The sequence below is a fragment of the Shewanella ulleungensis genome, from assembly GCF_014648315.1.
GTDB classification, from domain to species: Bacteria; Pseudomonadota; Gammaproteobacteria; order Enterobacterales; family Shewanellaceae; genus Shewanella; species Shewanella ulleungensis.
In genome coordinates, this window is record NZ_BMQW01000015.1 from 1 (window position 1) to 19,714 (window position 19,714).

Annotated in this window: 15 protein-coding genes; 1 reads left to right on the top strand and 14 read right to left on the bottom strand. The window is 43.6% G+C overall.

What is annotated here, in order from left to right; all coding sequences use genetic code 11:
- Positions 1–296: 296 nt before the first annotated feature.
- Together secA and IEY40_RS18775 are read right to left on the bottom strand one after the other, a co-directional pair.
- Positions 297–3,017 (bottom strand): preprotein translocase subunit SecA, encoded by a 2,721-nt coding sequence (gene secA, locus IEY40_RS18770; RefSeq protein ID WP_188958949.1) that lies wholly within the window; start codon positions 3,015–3,017, stop codon positions 297–299.
- Between the two features lie 58 nt (positions 3,018–3,075).
- Positions 3,076–3,975, bottom strand: coding sequence for a M23 family metallopeptidase (locus IEY40_RS18775; RefSeq protein WP_188958951.1), 900 nt, complete (start codon positions 3,973–3,975; stop codon positions 3,076–3,078).
- Positions 3,976–4,002: 27 nt separating this feature from the next.
- On the opposite strand from IEY40_RS18775, the gene IEY40_RS18780 reads away from it, so the two are divergent.
- Positions 4,003–4,455 carry a DUF721 domain-containing protein gene (locus tag IEY40_RS18780; RefSeq protein WP_188958953.1) on the top strand — a complete coding sequence of 151 codons (453 nt, stop codon included), beginning with the start codon at positions 4,003–4,005 and terminating at the stop codon, positions 4,453–4,455.
- A 3-nt stretch (positions 4,456–4,458) separates the two neighbouring features.
- On the opposite strand, the gene lpxC is transcribed toward IEY40_RS18780, so the two are convergent.
- The 12 genes from lpxC to IEY40_RS18840 all read right to left on the bottom strand — a co-directional run bounded on the left by lpxC (position 4,459) and on the right by IEY40_RS18840 (position 19,708).
- A complete protein-coding gene (lpxC, locus tag IEY40_RS18785) occupies positions 4,459–5,379 on the bottom strand; it encodes a UDP-3-O-acyl-N-acetylglucosamine deacetylase (RefSeq protein WP_160054524.1) in 921 nt (306 codons plus the stop codon).
- A 211-nt stretch (positions 5,380–5,590) separates the two neighbouring features.
- A complete protein-coding gene (gene ftsZ, locus IEY40_RS18790) occupies positions 5,591–6,757 on the bottom strand; it encodes a cell division protein FtsZ (protein ID WP_188958956.1) in 1,167 nt (388 codons plus the stop codon).
- Between the two features lie 26 nt (positions 6,758–6,783).
- Positions 6,784–8,019 carry a cell division protein FtsA gene (ftsA, locus tag IEY40_RS18795; protein WP_101088499.1) on the bottom strand — a complete coding sequence of 412 codons (1,236 nt, stop codon included), beginning with the start codon at positions 8,017–8,019 and terminating at the stop codon, positions 6,784–6,786.
- Positions 8,016–8,786, bottom strand: coding sequence for a cell division protein FtsQ/DivIB (locus IEY40_RS18800; protein WP_188958958.1), 771 nt, complete (start codon positions 8,784–8,786; stop codon positions 8,016–8,018). Before IEY40_RS18800 ends, ftsA begins: the two co-directional genes overlap by 4 nt.
- A 112-nt stretch (positions 8,787–8,898) precedes the next feature.
- Entirely contained in the window at positions 8,899–10,365 is a 1,467-nt protein-coding gene (gene murC / locus IEY40_RS18805; RefSeq protein ID WP_188958960.1) for a UDP-N-acetylmuramate--L-alanine ligase, read from the bottom strand.
- A gap of 1 nt (position 10,366) precedes the next feature.
- On the bottom strand, positions 10,367–11,470 hold the full coding sequence (gene murG / locus IEY40_RS18810) for an undecaprenyldiphospho-muramoylpentapeptide beta-N-acetylglucosaminyltransferase (protein WP_188958962.1): 1,104 nt from the start codon (positions 11,468–11,470) through the stop codon (positions 10,367–10,369).
- A complete protein-coding gene (gene ftsW / locus IEY40_RS18815) occupies positions 11,470–12,684 on the bottom strand; it encodes a cell division protein FtsW (RefSeq protein ID WP_188958964.1) in 1,215 nt (404 codons plus the stop codon). Before ftsW ends, murG begins: the two co-directional genes overlap by 1 nt.
- On the bottom strand, positions 12,674–13,996 hold the full coding sequence (gene murD, locus IEY40_RS18820; RefSeq protein ID WP_188958966.1) for a UDP-N-acetylmuramoyl-L-alanine--D-glutamate ligase: 1,323 nt from the start codon (positions 13,994–13,996) through the stop codon (positions 12,674–12,676). Before murD ends, ftsW begins: the two co-directional genes overlap by 11 nt.
- 21 nt (positions 13,997–14,017) lie before the next feature.
- Complete coding sequence (gene mraY, locus IEY40_RS18825) at positions 14,018–15,100, bottom strand: phospho-N-acetylmuramoyl-pentapeptide-transferase (RefSeq protein ID WP_188958968.1); 1,083 nt, start codon at positions 15,098–15,100, stop codon at positions 14,018–14,020.
- Entirely contained in the window at positions 15,101–16,486 is a 1,386-nt protein-coding gene (locus IEY40_RS18830) for a UDP-N-acetylmuramoyl-tripeptide--D-alanyl-D-alanine ligase (RefSeq protein WP_188958970.1), read from the bottom strand.
- Entirely contained in the window at positions 16,483–17,976 is a 1,494-nt protein-coding gene (gene murE, locus IEY40_RS18835) for a UDP-N-acetylmuramoyl-L-alanyl-D-glutamate--2,6-diaminopimelate ligase (protein WP_188958972.1), read from the bottom strand. Before murE ends, IEY40_RS18830 begins: the two co-directional genes overlap by 4 nt.
- Complete coding sequence (locus IEY40_RS18840) at positions 17,960–19,708, bottom strand: penicillin-binding transpeptidase domain-containing protein (protein ID WP_188958974.1); 1,749 nt, start codon at positions 19,706–19,708, stop codon at positions 17,960–17,962. Before IEY40_RS18840 ends, murE begins: the two co-directional genes overlap by 17 nt.
- Between the last annotated feature and the right edge of the window lie 6 nt (positions 19,709–19,714).

A 19,714-nucleotide genomic window follows, 5' to 3' on the forward strand; every position in this document is an offset into this window, starting at 1 on the left:
TTTTTGCCGTTATCTCTGCCACCTCAATGGTTTGATAACACTCACCGGCTTTTGCTTTCGCTGTCTGCCGTGTCAGTGGATGCGCATTATAGGCAGCTTAAGATTTAGTGCAAGCGCTTTTAAGTAAAAAAACGATCTTTTTACGATCTTTTATTACTTTAGGTACTTAACTACATGATACGCACTATTTACCCCCAAAGTTATCCACAAAAGGCTTATTTTGCTGGAGTTCTATCGAGCATGATAATAAAAAAGGCAGCGTATATACGCTGCCTTTTAATTGGTGAGATGGATTATTAACTTAATTTTCCATGACACTGTTTGTATTTTTGACCTGAACCACATGGACAAGGATCATTACGACCGACTTTTTCACCATCACGAATTACGGTGCGCGGTGCTTCTGGTACTTGCTCTTCTGATCCTGTTAATGATTCAGCTGCTGCGTGCTGATAAGCATGTTGGATTTTTGCTTCTTCATCACGACGACGTTGTTCCATTTCATCAACATCAGATTGAGCTTGCACCTGGACTTTAGACAGTACGCTAATAACATCATTCTTTAATGATTCTAGCATTTGCTGGAATAATTCAAATGATTCACGTTTATATTCCTGTTTAGGGTTCTTTTGAGCATAACCACGTAAGTGGATACCTTGGCGTAAATGGTCCATTGCGGCTAGATGTTCTTTCCACAATCCATCTAAAGTTTGCAGCATTACCGCTTTTTCAAATTGACGCAGTACTTGCGCACCGACCATTTGCTCTTTAACTTGGTAAGCTTCTGTCCATGAACCCAAAATACGTTCACGTAATGTTTCTTCGTGTAAGTCTTCTTCTTTATCTAACCATTCTTGAATAGTGAGTTTAAGATTGAATTCATTACTGAGACGTTGCTCTAAACCTTGAACATCCCACAACTCTTCAAGTGACTGTGGTGGAATATATTGGTCGACGATACCGGCAATAACATCTTGTTCGATATTTTTAATGGTATCTTCAATACTTTCAGCGTCCATTAACTCATTACGTTGTGCATAGACAACTTGACGTTGATCGTTGGCAACATCGTCATATTCTAGAAGTTGCTTACGAATATCAAAGTTACGTGCTTCTACTTTACGTTGAGCATTTTCAATTGCACGCGATACCCAAGGATGCTCAATAGCCTCACCCTCTTCCATACCAAGTTTTTTCATCATACCCGATACGCGGTCTGATGCGAATATACGCATTAAGCTGTCTTCCATCGATAGATAGAAACGTGAAGAACCAGCATCACCTTGGCGGCCTGCACGACCTCGCAACTGATTATCAATACGACGTGACTCGTGACGCTCTGTACCTAGGATGTGTAAACCACCGGCAGCAAGTACTTCGTCGTGACGGATTTTCCAATCAGCTTTAATCTTAGCTTTTTGCTCAGCAGTTGGATTATCTAATGCTTCAATTTCCATGTTCCAGTTACCGCCTAATACGATATCTGTACCACGACCAGCCATGTTTGTTGCAATAGTCACTGCGCCTAAACTACCGGCTTGAGCGACAATTTCAGCTTCTTTTTCATGGAATTTAGCATTCAGTACACTGTGCGGAATTTTAGCCTTTTTCAATAATGAATTAAGCAGTTCAGATTGTTCGATAGATACTGTACCGACTAATACTGGCTGACCACGTTCACGACAGCCTTCGATGTCTTTAATGATGGCTGCATATTTCTCTGGTGCAGTCAGATAGACTAAGTCGGCCATATCGTTACGAACCATAGGTCGGTTAGTTGGTACAACAACTGTGTCTAATCCATAGATATGCTGGAATTCGAATGCTTCGGTATCTGCGGTACCTGTCATACCAGCCAGCTTTTCATACTGACGGAAGTAGTTCTGGAAGGTAATAGACGCTAACGTTTGGTTTTCATTTTGAATATTGACACCTTCTTTAGCTTCAACAGCTTGGTGCAATCCTTCAGACCAACGACGACCAGGCATGGTACGGCCGGTATGTTCATCAACAATAATCACTTCATCGTCTTGAACAATATAGTCGACATCTTTTTCGAATAGTGTGTGTGCACGTAATGCCGCATTCACATGATGTAATAAAGAGATATTAGTGGCTGAGTAAAGCGAATCACCCTCAGCTAACATGCCTTTTTCGATAAGAAGAAGTTCAACTTTCTCTTGCCCACGTTCAGTTAAATGAACTTGCTTACCTTTTTCGTCAATGCTGTAATCGCCCTCACCGATTTCATCTTCGGTGTCTTCTTTATCTTGGCGAATCAAACTTGGAATTAACAAGTTAATTTTAGTGTATAGCTCTGAGCTATCCTCTGCAGCACCTGAAATAATTAATGGTGTACGCGCTTCATCAATTAGAATTGAATCGACTTCGTCAATCAGTGCGTAATGCAGTGGGCGTTGTACGCGCTCTTGCGGTGAAAACGCCATGTTGTCACGAAGGTAATCGAAACCAAACTCGTTGTTAGTACCATAGGTAATATCAGCGTTATAAGCTTCTTTCTTTTCATGTTGACCTAAACCGGCAACGTTAATGCCTACCGTTAAGCCTAAGAATTCAAATAATGGACGGTTGTTTTCAGCATCACGACGCGCTAAGTAATCGTTTACGGTAATAACGTGAACACCTTTACCTGATATTCCGTTGAGGTAAGCTGGTAATGTTGCCGTTAAGGTTTTACCTTCACCGGTTCTCATCTCTGCAATGCGGTTACTGTCTAACACCATACCGCCAAGAAGCTGTACGTCGAAGTGACGCATCTCAAATACACGCTTTGATGCTTCACGTACCACAGCAAATGCTTCGGCCATAATGCTGTCTAAGGTTTCGCCGCCGTCTAAACGCTGACGAAACTCTTCTGTTTTAGCTCTTAACTCTTCATCAGATAGCTTTTCATAGTCAGCCTCTAATGCGTTAATTTGATTTACGATTTTGCCTAGATTTTTCAGGGTGCGGTCGTTGCGACTTCCGAATACTTTTGTCAGTAGTTTGCCTAACATCTTAATCACTTATCTGTTGTAGGTTTGGCTCATTTGAGCGCATTAACCGTTAATATTATTAACTTGCTTTGCGGTAGACGTACTTTTGTGGATCTATTTGCTGCTTACCGCGCAACACTTCGTAATGCACATGGGGGCCGGTTGAACGGCCTGTGCTTCCCATACTGGCAATTTTATCGCCTTTGGCAACCACGTCACCTACGTTTACTGACAGAGATTTATTATGACCATATCGAGTGCGAAGACCATTTCCATGATCTATTTCGACTAACTCGCCATACCCAAGCATGCTTCCTGACCATGTTACAACGCCTGCTGCAGTTGCTGTAACATCCGCCCCTTCTTTACCGGCAAAATCAATGCCTTTATGCATTGTTCGTCGGCCGCTAAAAGGGTCATTTCGTAAACCATAGGGCGAAGATAACCAACCTTTATCGATTGGCCGCCCTGATATATAACGCTCTTCATCTATATGGAGATTAGATGCTACTGTTTCAAGTAGGGATAACTGAACATTATTATTATCAATTCTGGATGCCAGCTTACTCATTTCATCAATAAGCTGACTTAATTCGACGCCATTACCTATTTCGCTTAAACCACCGAGTCCAACTTCAGCTGAGAAATCAAATTGATCATCAAGAAGGTTATTTTGCGCAACTTGTTGGCCGAGGGCTTCAAGTCGGGTAATTTTGGCTTGCATCTTCGCCACGTGAGCAACAAGTGCTGCTAATTGGGTTTCCGTTGCGGTTTTGAGTTCAATCACTTGTTGTGTTTGCTGTTGACGTAATTGTTTGTTTTCATCAACTTTAGCTTGTTGGCTAGCAAAACGGTCAGTGTTGTATTGATATATTCCTGTGCCTGTGGCCATAAGAATAATAGGTAGGAGTAACCACCGTTTGCTAGGTTGCCAACGAGTTACGCCATTTCGACCTTGAATAAAAACTGTTACACTCATAGCCTAATTCAGCCATCTTATTATCATATGAAAAAGCCCCCTCAAGATCTCAGCAATTTGGTCCATTTGTCTGGGAGACTGCCTGAACTTGCCGAGAAAGCAGAACTACTCAATAATCTGAATCAATATGTAAAACAGACATTAAATGGTCCTGTAGCAGAGCAGCTTAAAGTTGCTAATCTCCGCCAGGGTGTTCTTGTTATTGAAACTACATCTGCAGCATGGGCTGCAAGAATAAACTTTCAAAAGCAGAAGCTATTGCAACAGCTTCAAATTGACACACTTCCGATGCTTACCGCTATTGAGGTTAAAGTCAATCCTGGGCTCGCATTAGTTAAACCACAAGTTAGCACAAATCAAAACGTTATTAGTACAACTGCAGCACAACATATTGAAGCATTAGCGGAACATGTCGATGGTACGCTAGGTGAAAAACTAAAACGGCTGGCTGCATTAGCCAGCCGTAATAGGCAATCTTAACGATTAAGCGTGCGCGAGCGCACCCGGAACCATGAAGCTAACGGGAACATCAGCCTCTTTGTCAAAGCTCACTAACTCCCAAGCATCTTGCTGGGCAAGAAGTGCACGTACGAGTTGGTTGTTTAACGCATGACCGGTTTTATAAGCAACAAACTCACCGACGATAGCATGACCTGCGACATACAAATCACCAAATGCATCGAGAATTTTGTGCTTAACGAATTCGTCTTCATAACGCAGACCATCAGGGTTTAATACACGATATTCGTCAAGTACAACGGCATTTTCCATGCTGCCACCTAGCGCAAGATTATTTGCACGTAGGTATTCAATATCACGCATAAAACCAAATGTTCTGGCACGACTAATGTCTTTAACAAACGCTGAAGTTGAAAAATCCATAATCATGTGTTGTTGACTACGAGCAATCTCTGGGTGAGCAAAGTCAATTTTAAAATTAACTCTAAAACCTTTAAAAGGTTTTAATTCAGCCCATTTATCACCATCTTCAACACGCACGGGTTTGGTAATTTTCAGGTATTTTTTCGGCGCCGCTTGTTCTTTGATACCTGCGCTTTGCAGTAAGAACACAAACGGACTTGCACTGCCATCCATAATCGGGATTTCTGGTGCATCGACTTCGATAATTGCATTATCAATGCCTAAGCCGGCAAGTGCCGCAAACAAATGCTCAATAGTTGATATTCTAATACCAGCATCGTTTACTAAGGCTGTACACATAGTGGTTTCACGCACCATATCTGCCTTGGCTGGAATAGACACAGCTGGGCTTAGATCAGTACGCTTAAGTACAATCCCTGTATTTACTGGTGCGGGCATAATGCATAGAGTCACTTTATTGCCAGAATGCAATCCGACTCCAGTGCTCTTCACCATTTTTTGAACAGTTCTTTGAAAAATCATTCAGTAACCCGTAAATATCAATATTAAACAAATAGTTGCAAAAATAGCCTTAGACTATCATGCAGAGCTGGTATGACATGCTACCATAAGTTTGGATTTTCACAAAAAAATCACTAACCCAGGAGCAAATCCGTGAACCGGCTTGCAAAATAACCTTTATTACAACAACGTACTCATTAATCACGCAAAAACATCACGTTTTATCCGAGTTTTAGTCAGCCTGCTTACGTAAAAATGCTGGAATATCAAGATAATCAGCATCAGGACGTTGAGATGGTTGTGGCTGTGGAACCGCGTTGCCTTTTGGTGCCGCATAGCTAGTTTGAGGAACAACTTCTTCAACTGGCTCTGGACGAGGCTCAATGGCTACTGGCTCTGGACGTGCAACTTGTTTAGAAACCAATTGAATGTCTGGCTTTTTCTCTGCGCCAATACCAGTAGCAACAACAGTAACACGTAACTCGTCACTCATTTCAGGATCAATCACGGCACCAACAACTACAGTAGCATTGTCTGATGCGTAAGCTTTTACGTGGTTACCCACAGTTTCAAGCTCTTCGATTGTTATATCCATACCTGCAGTAATGTTAACTAATACGCCGCGCGCACCAGCTAGATCAATATCTTCAAGTAATGGGCTGGCAACTGCAGCTTCTGCAGCTTCTTCAGCGCGATCATCACCACGTGCAACACCGGTACCCATCATGGCATTACCCATTTCAGACATAACAGTTTTCACATCGGCGAAATCGACGTTAATTAGACCTGGGCGCGTAATTAGCTCTGCGATACCTTGAACTGCACCGAGTAATACATTGTTAGCTGCAGCAAATGCATCAAGCAATGAAGTACCACGGCCAAGTACTTTAAGCAGCTTTTCATTTGGGATCGTAATTAACGAATCCACATGTTTAGCTAGCTCGGCAATACCAAGTTCTGCATAGGCCATACGCTTTTTACCTTCAAAAGGAAAAGGCTTGGTCACCACAGCAACAGTTAAAATACCTTCTTCGCGAGCAATTTCTGCAACAACAGGCGCGGCACCTGTACCTGTTCCACCGCCCATACCTGCAGCGATAAAGATCATATCCGACCCTTTAATTGCAGCACGAATATTTTCGCGATCTTCTTCAGCAGCTTGACGACCCACATCTGGATTTGCACCAGCACCTAGGCCTTTAGTCACATCCCGTCCAAGCTGGATTGTAGAACCCGCGCTTGATTTACGTAGTGCTTGAGCATCTGTATTTGTGACGATAAATTCAACACCTTCGATGCTGTGTTTTACCATATGTTCGACAGCGTTTCCGCCGCCACCACCGACGCCGATGACCTTAATCACCGCTTCGTCTGAATGAGTGTCCATGATCTCAAACATTGTCTGATCTCCGTATGTCTGCGTTATTAAAATTCACCTTTAAACCAACTTTTGACCCGATTCAAAAAGCTGGTAACCCCTTGACGCTCTGGTCGCTCGAACTGACGTTCGATGACTCGCCTAGCGCCATAATGAAGCAAGCCTATTCCTGTAGAGTAAATAGGTTGATCCACATATTCGTATAACCCTTTTACAGGCAACGGTGATGCCACACGAACTGGCATACCAAATGTTGCCTCAGCAATGTCAACTGCACCTGATATTGAGGACGTGCCTCCGGTGAGTACAATGCCTGCTGCAATTTGGTCTTCTAAACCACTGTCTTGCAGCTGCTTAAGCACGAGCTCAAACAATTCTTGGTATCTTGGCTCAACAACTTCAGCCAATGTATGCCTAGACATACTGCGCGAAGGACGGCCGCCTACTGACGGTACTTCAATGCTATCTTCGCGACTCACAGTTGAACTTCTTGCACTGGCAAATTGCACTTTAATTTGCTCAGCATGAGTTAACGGTGTTCTAAATATTTTAGCAATATCACTAGTCACTTGGTTACCCGCGACAGGGATAACTGCACAATGACGTAATGCGCCGTTGGTATATACAGCAATATCGGTCGTTCCACCACCAATATCGACGATACATACGCCTAAATCTTTCTCATCGTTAGTCAGTACAGAGTCTGCTGACGCAATCCCTGAAAACACTAAATCGTCGACTTTTAAACCACAGCGTTCAACACTTTTAGTTATGTTTTTGGCCATATCGTTGGCGCATGTCACGATGTGCGCTTTGGCTTCCATACGCATACCAGACATACCAATAGGGCTTTTAATGCCATCTTGCACATCGATTGAGTACTCTTGCGGCAACACATGTAAAATACGGCGCTCTGTGGGTATTTTTACCGAACGAGCGGTATGAATCACATTGTCAACGTCTTCTTGAGTCACTTCTTCGTCGTTAATCGACACCATGCCATTTTCGTTTTGACAAGCAATGTGCTTACCCGAAATACTTAAATACACTGACGACACTTGGCAATCTGCCATTAACTCCGCTTGATCTAATGCACGTTGTACGCTGCGCACAATAGAATCGAGATCGTTAACACCACCTTTATCCATACCACGTGAAGGATGGTTACCTAAACCAATGACACTAATCTCACCATCAGGTAATACTTCACCAATGATCACTGCGACCTTGGATGTCCCTATATCTAGCCCCACGATGAGGTTTCTTTCCTGATTTTTGGTCATTTATTGTCGACTCTCTGTTTTGAATCACCCCAGCCTACAGCAAACCCGGTATCGTAACGTAAATCAACGGTTGCAACTGGTTTATCACTTTGCTTCAACGTCGGATACACATTAATAAAGCGCTGTATCCGTGACATTTTATCTTCTCGCCCAAGCTCAATCTCAATCCCGTTGGCTAATACCGCATGCCAAGCATGACGAGGACTTAAACGTAAATTGACTAAGGTGAAGCCATTTATTGTTAGTAAATCATTTAACTGTTGAAAACTGGTTAACACCTCTTGTTCAGTGCCTTCTGGACCTGATAATAGAGGTAAATTAGCGTGTTCAGCATGCGCAAGTGCATTAAACACCTCACCATTTACATTCAACCACGCCGTGTTATTCCAATGTGCCACTGCTTGTTGTTCTTGCAGGGTCACTTTAAATTTTGCCGGCCACTCTCGTCTAACTGAAGCATGATAAACCCATGGTAAGGCTTCTAACGCTTTTTGCACATCCAGCACATCTGCGCTAAAGAAACTATTTTGCATTAAGGACTGCAGCGCATTTTTAATCTCGTCATCGGTGGTATAAAGCCTCTCACCTTTAACTGCTACCGCCTCTATGGGCAGAGCATCTGCATCATTAAGCAGGTTATGAAGCTGTATTCCACCCCAAACAACTGTGCCAAGCACACATAGTAAAAACAGTACGCCAGTGCAAAAATACCAATTTACACGTGCTAGATTCTGTTTTAATTGGCGCCCTTTATCGCTCCACGACACCTTAAATCCGCCTCTGACGTTGTTCCGGGGTTAGCCCCAAAAGATCGGCCATTATATCGACCAATCCTTTAGGATTAAAGCTCGATTTTTAAACGCAATAATTGATGAAAAATCAATCATTTCCTTGTTCTTCTTTCTGAGCTTTAAAACCTAATTCGCTAAGGGCTAATTCTTTCGATAACGCCCCTATATTTCCTGCTCCTTGGGTTAAAAGCAAATCACCTTGTTGCAATACATCTGGTAAAACGGCGGCTAACTGATCTGGGCTGGCAACAAAAATGGGATCGATCTGCCCACGCAAGCGAATTGAACGGCACAGCGCTCGCCCATCCGCACCAGGAATGGGTGCTTCACCTGCTGCATAAACATCAAGTAACAGTAAACAATCAACTTGCGATAACACATCGACAAAGTCTTCATATAAATCACGGGTACGGCTATAACGATGCGGTTGATACGCCATAACTAAACGTTTGTCTGGCCATCCAGCACGTGCAGCCTTAATTGTCGCTAAAACTTCACTAGGGTGATGACCATAATCGTCGACTAACATGACATTACCGTTTGGAGTAGCAAACTCACCTAAGTGCTGAAAACGACGACCAATACCTTCAAACTCTGCTAACGCTTGCACAATAGCGCTGTCGTCTATGTCGTCTTCACTTGCTACCGCTATCGCAGCTAAAGCATTCAACACGTTATGCTGCCCGGGTAAATTTAGTACAATGTCTAAGTCATCTTTACCATGGCGCTTTACAGTAAAACTTGATTGATGGCCATTTTGCGCAAAACTCATCGCTTGTACATCGGCATCTTCACTAAAGCCATAAGTCACAACTTGGCGGCCAATACGCGGCATAATTTCACGAATAACATCATCGTCGATACACATAACAGCAACACCATAAAACGGCAAGTTATGTAAAAAATCGACAAAGGTGGTTTTTAACTTTTCAAAGTCGCCACCATAAGTATCCATGTGATCCGCTTCGATATTGGTGATCACACTGACCATAGGCTGCAAGTGCAAAAAGCTTGCATCGCTCTCATCTGCTTCAGCAATCAAGTAACGGCTAGTGCCTAAACGTGCGTTAGTGCCTGCACTGTTTAACAGGCCACCGATGACAAATGTAGGGTCACGTTCTGCCTGACCATACACACTGGCAATTAAACTGGTGGTTGTAGTTTTGCCATGTGTGCCAGCAATAGCCACACCATGACGATAACGCATTAACTCTGCCAGCATTTCAGCACGGCGAACTATCGGAATGCGTAATTCTTTTGCGGCAATAATCTCAGGGTTTTGCTGGTTAATTGCGGTAGATACCACCACCACATCAACTTGCTCAACACTTTGGGCCTGATGGCCAATAATAATTTTTGCACCTAAGCTTTGTAGTCGTTCTGTTACGCTATTAACTGCAATGTCAGAACCACTGATTTGATAACCTTCGTTAACTAATACCTCGGCAATACCACCCATGCCAGCACCACCGATGCCAACAAAATGAATGCGCTTGATCCGTCTCATTTCAGGGATCATGCTACGAAGCTGTGCGTATCTTTCTGTCTTTGTCATTTCAACCCTTTGTTGCAACTGAGGCACAAATATCTGCTACTCGTTGAGTGGCATCTAACACTGCAACGCCTCTTGCTTTTCGGCCCATTTGGGCGAGTTCTTCTCTATGCTCAGCAAACAACTGCAATTTTTCAGCAAGGTTGTCTGCGTTTAAAATCGTTTGCGGTAATAAAAAGCCGGCACCTGCATCAACTAAAACTGATGCATTTACCGTTTGATGGTCGTCTACGGCATGCGGATAAGGCACTAAAATACTTGGAAGCCCCACAGCTGCAAGTTCAGATACTGTTAACGCACCTGAGCGGCAAACAACAACATCGGTCCAGCGGTAAGCGGCCTCCATATCATCAATAAATTCAGCAACATTAACCGTGTCTAATTGACCTAGTTGCTGATAACTTGCTTTAACCGCAGTGTGGTTATTTTTACCCACTTGATGCCATACAGTAATTGAATGATGTTTGCTTAAATGTGCTACCACTGCTGGCATCACATCATTAAGCACTTTGGCGCCTAAACTACCACCGACCACTAAAATGCGTAACGCATCAACTTGCGGTTTTTTGGTTTGTTCACCTAAGGCAATAAGCTCTTGGCGAATAGGGTTTCCGACCACTTCCACATTCGCGACGTTACTGTCAAAAGTATTGGGAAATGCACACAATACTTTTTTAGCAATTTTAGACAGCAACTTGTTAGTCATTCCAGGTATCGCATTTTGTTCATGCAAAACCACTGGCACACCCGATAACTTACCCGCTACACCACCAGGGCCGCTGGCAAATCCACCCATACCTAAAATGACATTAGGCTTAAAATCATCTATCACTGCTTTGGCTTGAATAATCGAGCGCACAATTTTAAACGGTGCAGCTAATTTTCGAATAAGGCCATTTCCACGCACACCTTTAATATCAATAAACTCAATATCAAAACCGTGCTGTGGTACTAAACGCGCCTCCATTCGGTCAGCCGTGCCTAACCAACGTACTTGCCAACCTTTTTCGGCCAAATATTTCGCCACAGCTAGCGCAGGAAAGACATGCCCACCTGTACCGCCGGCCATCACCAAAATACGTGGAGAACGACTTACATTACTATTCATTAACTTGTTCTCCCTTGGACGGCTTGCACCAAACTCAGTCGGCGTTCGTAATCAATTCTGACCAGTAACATCACCGCAGCAGTCATTACCCATAAACTACTGCCACCATAACTAATAAACGGCAGTGTTAACCCTTTAGTTGGCAGCATACCAATACTGGCACCAACGTTAACCACTGTTTGGAAACACACCCAAATACCCACGCCATATGCCACGTAGCTTTCAAATGGACGTTGCATCTTTAAACACAAGTTGCCTAACCTAATCGCACGGATAGCCACAAAAAATAACGCCAATAACACCATAATGATGCCAACAAAACCTAACTCTTCACCAATCACGGCAAAAATAAAGTCAGTATGTGCCTCAGGCAAATAAGCTAACTTTTGAATACTGTTGCCTAAGCCTTGGCCAAACCAATCACCACGGCCATATGCCATTAATGATTGTGTTAATTGATAACCGCTACCAAATGGGTCTTCCCATGGGTCCATAAACGAGGTGACTCGTCGCATACGGTAAGGCTCAAACAATACCAGCAGCACAAATGTTATAACCCCTAACAAAATCAGCGCCATAAAGTCGATGATTCTGGCGCCAGCTAAAAATAATAAGCTGACCGTACACACGAACAATACCACCACGGTACCCAAGTCTGGCTGCAATAGAATTAATAATGCAAATAAACCATATACACCAATAGGTTTAATAAAACCCTTACGGTTTTCGCGTAATTCACCATGACGTCTAACCAAATAGCCCGCCATGTAAACAATAAACACAAACTTCGCCATTTCAGCGACTTGAATACGTATTGGCCCAATAGACAACCAACGTCTTGCGCCGTTTACCGAAGTACCAATAAACAGCACGGCAATGAGCAATACCAGTACGCCTAACATCAGCATGCCACTGTTTTTTTCCCAGTAACTGACATCAAACTTCAGCACAAAAAACGCGATCACAACACAGCCAACTAAATACAATACATGGCGATACATAAAATAAAACGGATCGCCGGTTAGCTTAGTAGCTTCAGGCATAGAAGCCGACATAACCATCACAAAACCAAAGCACATCAAGCCGATAATCGCGACTAAAAAACTACGATCATACAGCGGCATTCCCGGCGCGCTGTTGTCAGACAACAATGACGGTAAAGCCCAATTCAAGCCTTGTTTAAACAAGCTGAGTTGCTGCTCGTTATTCGCCATCGGCTAACGACTCCACACATTGCTTAAAATCATCGCCACGAGCCACAAAGCTCTTATACATATCTAAACTGGCACATGCGGGCGACAATAAAACGATATCGCCTGAAGATGCTAACTCAGCAGCTTTAGCAACGGCCTCAGCCATGGTATTAACTGCGATTGAGTCCGCTTTTAACTTGGCAATTTTAGGCCCATCACGACCTAGAGTAATCAGTTGAGTAATGTTGGCCAAAGGCTCAGTAAGCGGACTAAAATCACTGCCTTTGCCGTCACCGCCAGCAATTAAATATAAATCACCAAGGTGTGAGCTTAACCCTTCTAGCGCAGCAACTGTGGCACCTACGTTAGTAGCTTTTGAGTCATTGATATAAGACACACCTTGTTTTATACCCACCAATTCACAGCGATGACTTAACCCAACAAAATGCTTTGCCACATCAACCATCGACTCTTTATCGACACCACAGGCATACGCAAGTGACATTGCCGCAAGTAAGTTGGCGTGGTTGTGACTGCCAATCAGTGACACTTCATTTAAATTAACAATCTCGCTGTCACCGTGAAAAATTTTACCGTCACTTAATCCCCAGGCATCACCTTCTGGCACACCAAGGCAAAAATGATTTTGATTCATTGGTTCTAATGGATAAGTGAGCTCATCATCTAAGTTGTACATCACAAATCGACTTTGTGGATACAAACGTAACTTAGCTTCGCGATACGAGTTTAAGTCACTGTAGCGATCCATATGATCTTCACTAATGTTCAAACAAGTCGCGGCAATACAATTTAACGAATGCGTGGTTTCCAGTTGAAAACTCGACAACTCAAGCACATAAAATTCAGCATCTTCACTGAGTAAATCCAATGCCGGTGTGCCAATATTGCCACCAATAGCGACAGACAAACCGGCTTTTTGTAGCATTTCGTAAACCAGTGTGGTTACGGTAGATTTACCATTTGACCCAGTAATACCGACAACGCAAGGTTTGCGGTCGGCAATTTCACGAGCAAATAACTCTACGTCGCCAATGACTTCAATACCCATGTCCAGTGCGGCACGCACTTCAGGTGTATCAACAGGTACGCCAGGGCTAATAATTATCTGACTAGATTGCACTAAGTAGCGACAATCAAATCCGCCCGCTATCAATTCGATATCAGCAAATTCTCGTGCCAGTGTCTCAGCCCCTGGAGGATTACGACGACTGTCCATCACCAAAGGCTTAATACCTTTAGAAACTAAAAAACGCACGACTGAAAGCCCAGTAGCTCCCAAGCCTAAAACAATGTGCGTGTACTTAGATTGCATAATATCTACCTTAATGATTGCTTAGCGTAGCTTCAAAGTCGCAAGACCCAATAACACTAAAAACAATGAGATAATCCAAAAGCGCACAATAACACGTGGCTCCGGCCATCCTTTTAATTCATAGTGATGATGAATAGGCGCCATACGGAAAATACGCTGACCACGCAACTTGTACGAGCCGACTTGTAAGATTACCGAAACGGTTTCCATTACAAATACGCCACCCATAATCACTAACAAAATCTCTTGACGAACAAGGATCGCGATTACACCTAATGCAGCCCCTAATGCCAATGAGCCTACATCGCCCATAAACACCTGTGCTGGGTAAGTGTTAAACCACAAAAAGCCTAAGCCAGCGCCGACCATTGCGGTACACACAATCACGAGCTCACCGGCTAACGGTAAGTGCGGTAAATGTAAATAACTGGCAAATTGCGCATGACCTGACAAGTAAGCAATTAACGCAAATGCTGCCGCGACCATCACCGTTGGCATAATAGCCAAACCATCTAAACCGTCAGTTAAATTCACCGCATTACTCGCACCAACAATAGTGAAGTAAGCTAATACAATAAACATCAACCCTAGTTGTGGCATCACGTCTTTAAAAAACGGCACGACTAACTGCGTTTCACCACCCATGGTCGATGAACTGTATAAAAATACCGCCACCACAATTGCAGCAATAGATTGCAGTGCATATTTCCAGCGAGCGATAAGACCTTTAGAGTCCTTTTTTACAACCTTACGATAATCATCAATAAAGCCAATTGCGCCAAAACTGCCTAATACAAACAGTGTGACTAATACGTAGCGATTAGATAAATCACCCCATAACAACACACTAATAAAAATGCCTGCAAGGATCAGTATGCCACCCATTGTTGGTGTGCCACGTTTGCTAAAATGCGATTCTGGACCGTCATCACGCACAACCTGACCAATTTGCAGCATTTGCAGACGTTTAATTAAAATCGGCCCCCACCACAAACTAAACACTAATGCAGTCAACAAGCCTAAAATAGCCCGGAACGTTACATACGAAAAAACGTTAAACCCGCTATAAAATTGGGTTAAATACTCGGCTAGATAAACCAGCATCTACACTAACTCCCCACGCCCATAGGCATTCAATAAACTGTCGACAACCCGCTCCATAGCGGCGCTGCGAGAACCTTTAACTAAAATAGTCACATTGCCTTCAACATCTTTGAGGTGTTGTTGTAATGCGACAATCAATTTGTCTTGTGCTGAAAAATGCTCACTACCAAATGCCTCACTGGTATGGCTCGAAAGTTTGCCGCAACAAAATAAACCCTCTATTGCTGCATTTTTCGCCTGCAATCCAACGCTGGCATGCAAAGGGGCAGCATTGTCGCCTAATTCGCCCAAATCTCCCAGCACTAAACAACGATAACCATCACGTTGTTGCAACCAATTGATCGCAGCACTAACTGAAGTTGGATTTGCGTTATAACTGTCATCAATTAACAGCATTCGCCCGAGCTTATGCGGTTGCATACGCCCTTTAACCGGTTGCAGTAATGCAAAACCTTGTGCGATAACAGATAAAGGAATATTAAGCGCTAAACACATAGATGCGGCAGCTAATGCATTACTCACTTGATGTAATCCAGCCAACGGTAATTGCACTGCAGCTTGCTGACCATTGAAGGTCAACATAAACTGACAACAGCCATTCTCGTCAGCTTGAATATCAATCGCTTTTACCTCAGCTTCAGTCTCCGGCTGACATGAAAAACGCAACTGATGATGATCTTGCGAGCGCTGCACCATGTAAGAAGCATATTTATCATCAGCATTAATAATCGCAGTGCCATTATTAACTAGGTGATTAAATATTTCTGATTTGGCTTCGGCTACACCATCGAGCGAACCAAAGCCTTCTAAGTGTGCACTACCAATATTATTCACTAATGCCACTTGCGGTTGCACTAAGGAAGAGGTGTAATCTATTTCACCACGATGATTGGCACCTAATTCAAACACGCCATATTCATCGCCTTGAGTTAAGCGCAATAACGTTAACGGTACGCCGATTTCATTATTAAAATTACCTGCAGTAAATAACACTTGGTGTTGTTGCGATAAAATAGTGGCAACCATTTCTTTCACGCTGGTTTTACCGTTAGAGCCAGTCAATGCCAAGCTAATTGGGTTAACGTGTCGACGCACAAGCGCGCCAATATTACCCATGGCTTTTTGAGTATTGGCAACCACAATTTGCGCAATATCAAACGGCAAAACATGATCAACCAACAATGCAGCAGCACCATTATCTATAGCAGTTTTGGCAAAATCATGGCCATCGAAACGCTCGCCTTTTAAAGCTACAAATAAACACTTTGCTTCAACTTTACGACTATCGGTACTTACCGCTGCAATGTCATGATCACTAGCGAAATCAACACCGTGTAATGTGCCCTGCAAGTGCTTAGCTATTTGCGTTAAAGATAAACTAATCATAATGCGTCCTTAGACAAAGCAAGTGCTAAAGCGCGTTCATCATAATCGATACGTTGGCCTGCAACTTCTTGGTAGGTTTCATGCCCTTTACCAGCAAGCAATACAATGTCATCTGCTTGTGCTAATGCCACTACACGAGTAATAGCTTCAATACGATCAACATGAGTTAACACATTATTGGGCTGGCTGATGCCTTGTACAATATCGTTGATAATGGTTTGTGGATCTTCACTGCGCGCGTTGTCACTAGTGATCATCACTTTATCTGCATATTGCTCGGCCGCTTGTGCCATTAATGGTCGTTTACCTTTGTCGCGATCACCGCCGCAACCAAACACACACCACAAAGTGCCTTTGCAATGTACACGCAATGCTTTTAATGCTTGCTCAATTGCATCTGGCGTATGAGCATAATCAACCACCAGAGTGGCTTTATTGGCAGCAGAAAAACGCTCCATTCTACCGGCTACTGGCACCACGTTTGGCATCACAGCGAGCATGGCTGTCATCGACATGCCTTGCAAATACAAAGCTGCAATAGCTGCGACTAAATTTGATAAATTAAACGCGCCAAGTAATGGTGATTCGATGCTGGCAGATAAGCGACTCTGGCCATTTAATGCTGGGTAATGCAACACAGCAGTCACGCCTGCATCATGGTATTGCACATCAGTACAATAAAAATCTGCACTGGCTTCGCCTTGAGTACTGAATGACTTAATCTGGCGATTTGCGAGCTCAGCAAACCACTTAGCGCCAGTCGCGTCATCGATGTTAATCACGCCGTGTTGTAAACTAGGGAAATGAAATAATCGTTTTTTAGCTGCTGCATAAGCGTCCATATCACCATGGTAATCAAGGTGATCGCGACTTAAGTTGGTAAAAATAGCAGTTTCAAAAGGTGCAGCCTCTACTCGGCCTTGCACCAAACCATGGCTAGACACTTCCATAGCACACACTTTTACAGCTTGAGCATTAAATTCAGCTAATTGCTTCATTACGGTAATGGCATCAGCCGTTGTATTACCGCTGTCGACTAATTGTCCCCAAACTCCATTCCCTAAAGTGCCCATAACGGCCGCTGGGTGTCCGAGTAAATTAACAATTTGCGCAATGATTTGGCTAACAGACGTTTTACCATTAGTCCCTGTTACGCCAATGAGTGCTAACGAATGAGTATGGGTTGCATAAAATTGGGCAGCTACTGCAGACAACTGTCGGGACAGCTGAAAAAAATACACCAACGGCACTGGGTATTGTTGTAAATCAACCACGCCATGCTGTTCAGGATTATCAGTATGAATCAATATTGCGGCTGCGCCAGCATGAATAGCTTGCGGAATATACTCGCGACCATCCACTTTATAACCTGGCAGTGCCACAAATAATCCACCTTGGCGGACACAGCGGCTGTCTAGCGTTAAGTCGTTAATCGACTCTGAACCAGCGTAATGAAACCACGGTGCTAATAAATCATTTAATAACATCATGCTGCGCTCCTTGCGCAGTGGCTAAATGGATAGCCTCTCGCTCTGAAATTGGCTCAACGTTGAGCATTTGTAATGCTCCAGACATGATCTTTGCAAAAGCAGGCCCCGCGACATCACCGCCATAATATTTGTCACCTTTTGGTTCGTTAATCACCACCGAAATTGCTAAGCGAGGATTATGAACTGGCGCAACACCGGCAAATAAGCCAACGTAATCATCACCGTAGCCGCCTGCAACGGCTTTACGACTAGTACCTGTTTTACCCGCTACTGGATAACCGTCAATATGGGCTTTTCTAGCGGTACCACCCACTTCTGTCACACCCACTAACATTTGCATGACATCTTTAGCAACCTGAGTAGAAATGACTTGTTCGCCTTTAGGCGCTTGCTTGAGTTTTAGAATAGAGACAGGATACAACACACCGCCACTGCCTAACGTGGCATACATACGCGCAATTTGCAGTGGTGTCGCGGTAAAGCCATAACCAAATGATAAAGTGGCACGTTCAAAGTCAGACCAACGATTACGGTCATGAATAAGCCCAGCACTTTCGCCAGTTAAGTTGATACCAGAATAATTACCCAGCCCCATTGACTGATAGGTGCCTAATAGCTGTTGCACCGGCATAGAAAGCGCGAGTTTACTGATGCCTACGTTACTTGATTTAACTAGGATTTTTGCCAGTGACATATCACCGTAGTTGTTAGAGTCGCGCACTTGGCGACCACCAATACGCATCCAACCTGGCGAAGTTTGAATAAGCTCATTAGACTTAACCGTACCAGCCTCTAATGCCGCGGCAACCACAAACGGTTTTACAGTAGAGCCAGGCTCAAACGTGTCAGTTAATGCGCGATTACGCATACGATGAGTTTGTAAATTGTCACGAGAGTTAGGGTTATAAGAGGGAGTATTTGCCATAGCTAACACTTCGCCAGTGTGCACGTCTATCACCACAACTGAGCCCGATGTCGCTTGGTACATCTCTGTGGCGCGTTTGAGTTCACGATATGCCAATTGTTGAATACGTTGATCAATACTTAATACAAGGTCATTCGAGCTTTCGCCCTCTTGCACCATATCTAAACGTTCAACTACGCTACCGTCGCGTGACTTACGCACTTTTTGTTTCGATGGTGTGCCTGTCAGCCAGGTATTGTAGGTATTTTCGATACCTTCAATACCCACATCATCGATATTAGTAATACCGATTAACTGAGCAGCAATTTCACCACTTGGATAATAACGACGTGACTCTGATTTAAGATAAATCCCGCCAATTTTAAGCTGTTCAATATAATCAGCTACAGCAGGAGTGACTTGGCGCTTTAAATAAACGAAACGTTTTCGAGGATTGCCTTTTACTTTACTAACCAACTCATCGACAGGCTCTTGCAATACATCCGCTAGCGCTTGCCAGCGACGCATATCTTTAAATGCATCTTGGTCGTGAGCATGCTTAGGATCAGCCCACACCGCACGCACAGGAACACTTACGGCGAGCATATCGCCGTTACGATCGGTAATTAATCCCCGTTGAACTTGATTACTGGTGGTACGCAAGGTGCGCATATCACTTTCGTGACGCAGCTTGTCAGGTTCAATAATTTGAATATAAGCTGCTCGAGCAATCAGGCTGCAAAATAATAGCAAAACAAACCCCACCACAACGTATAAACGCCATGGAATCAGTTCGTGATTTAATTTTCGTTTTGCTTGTCTCGCCATAATCCC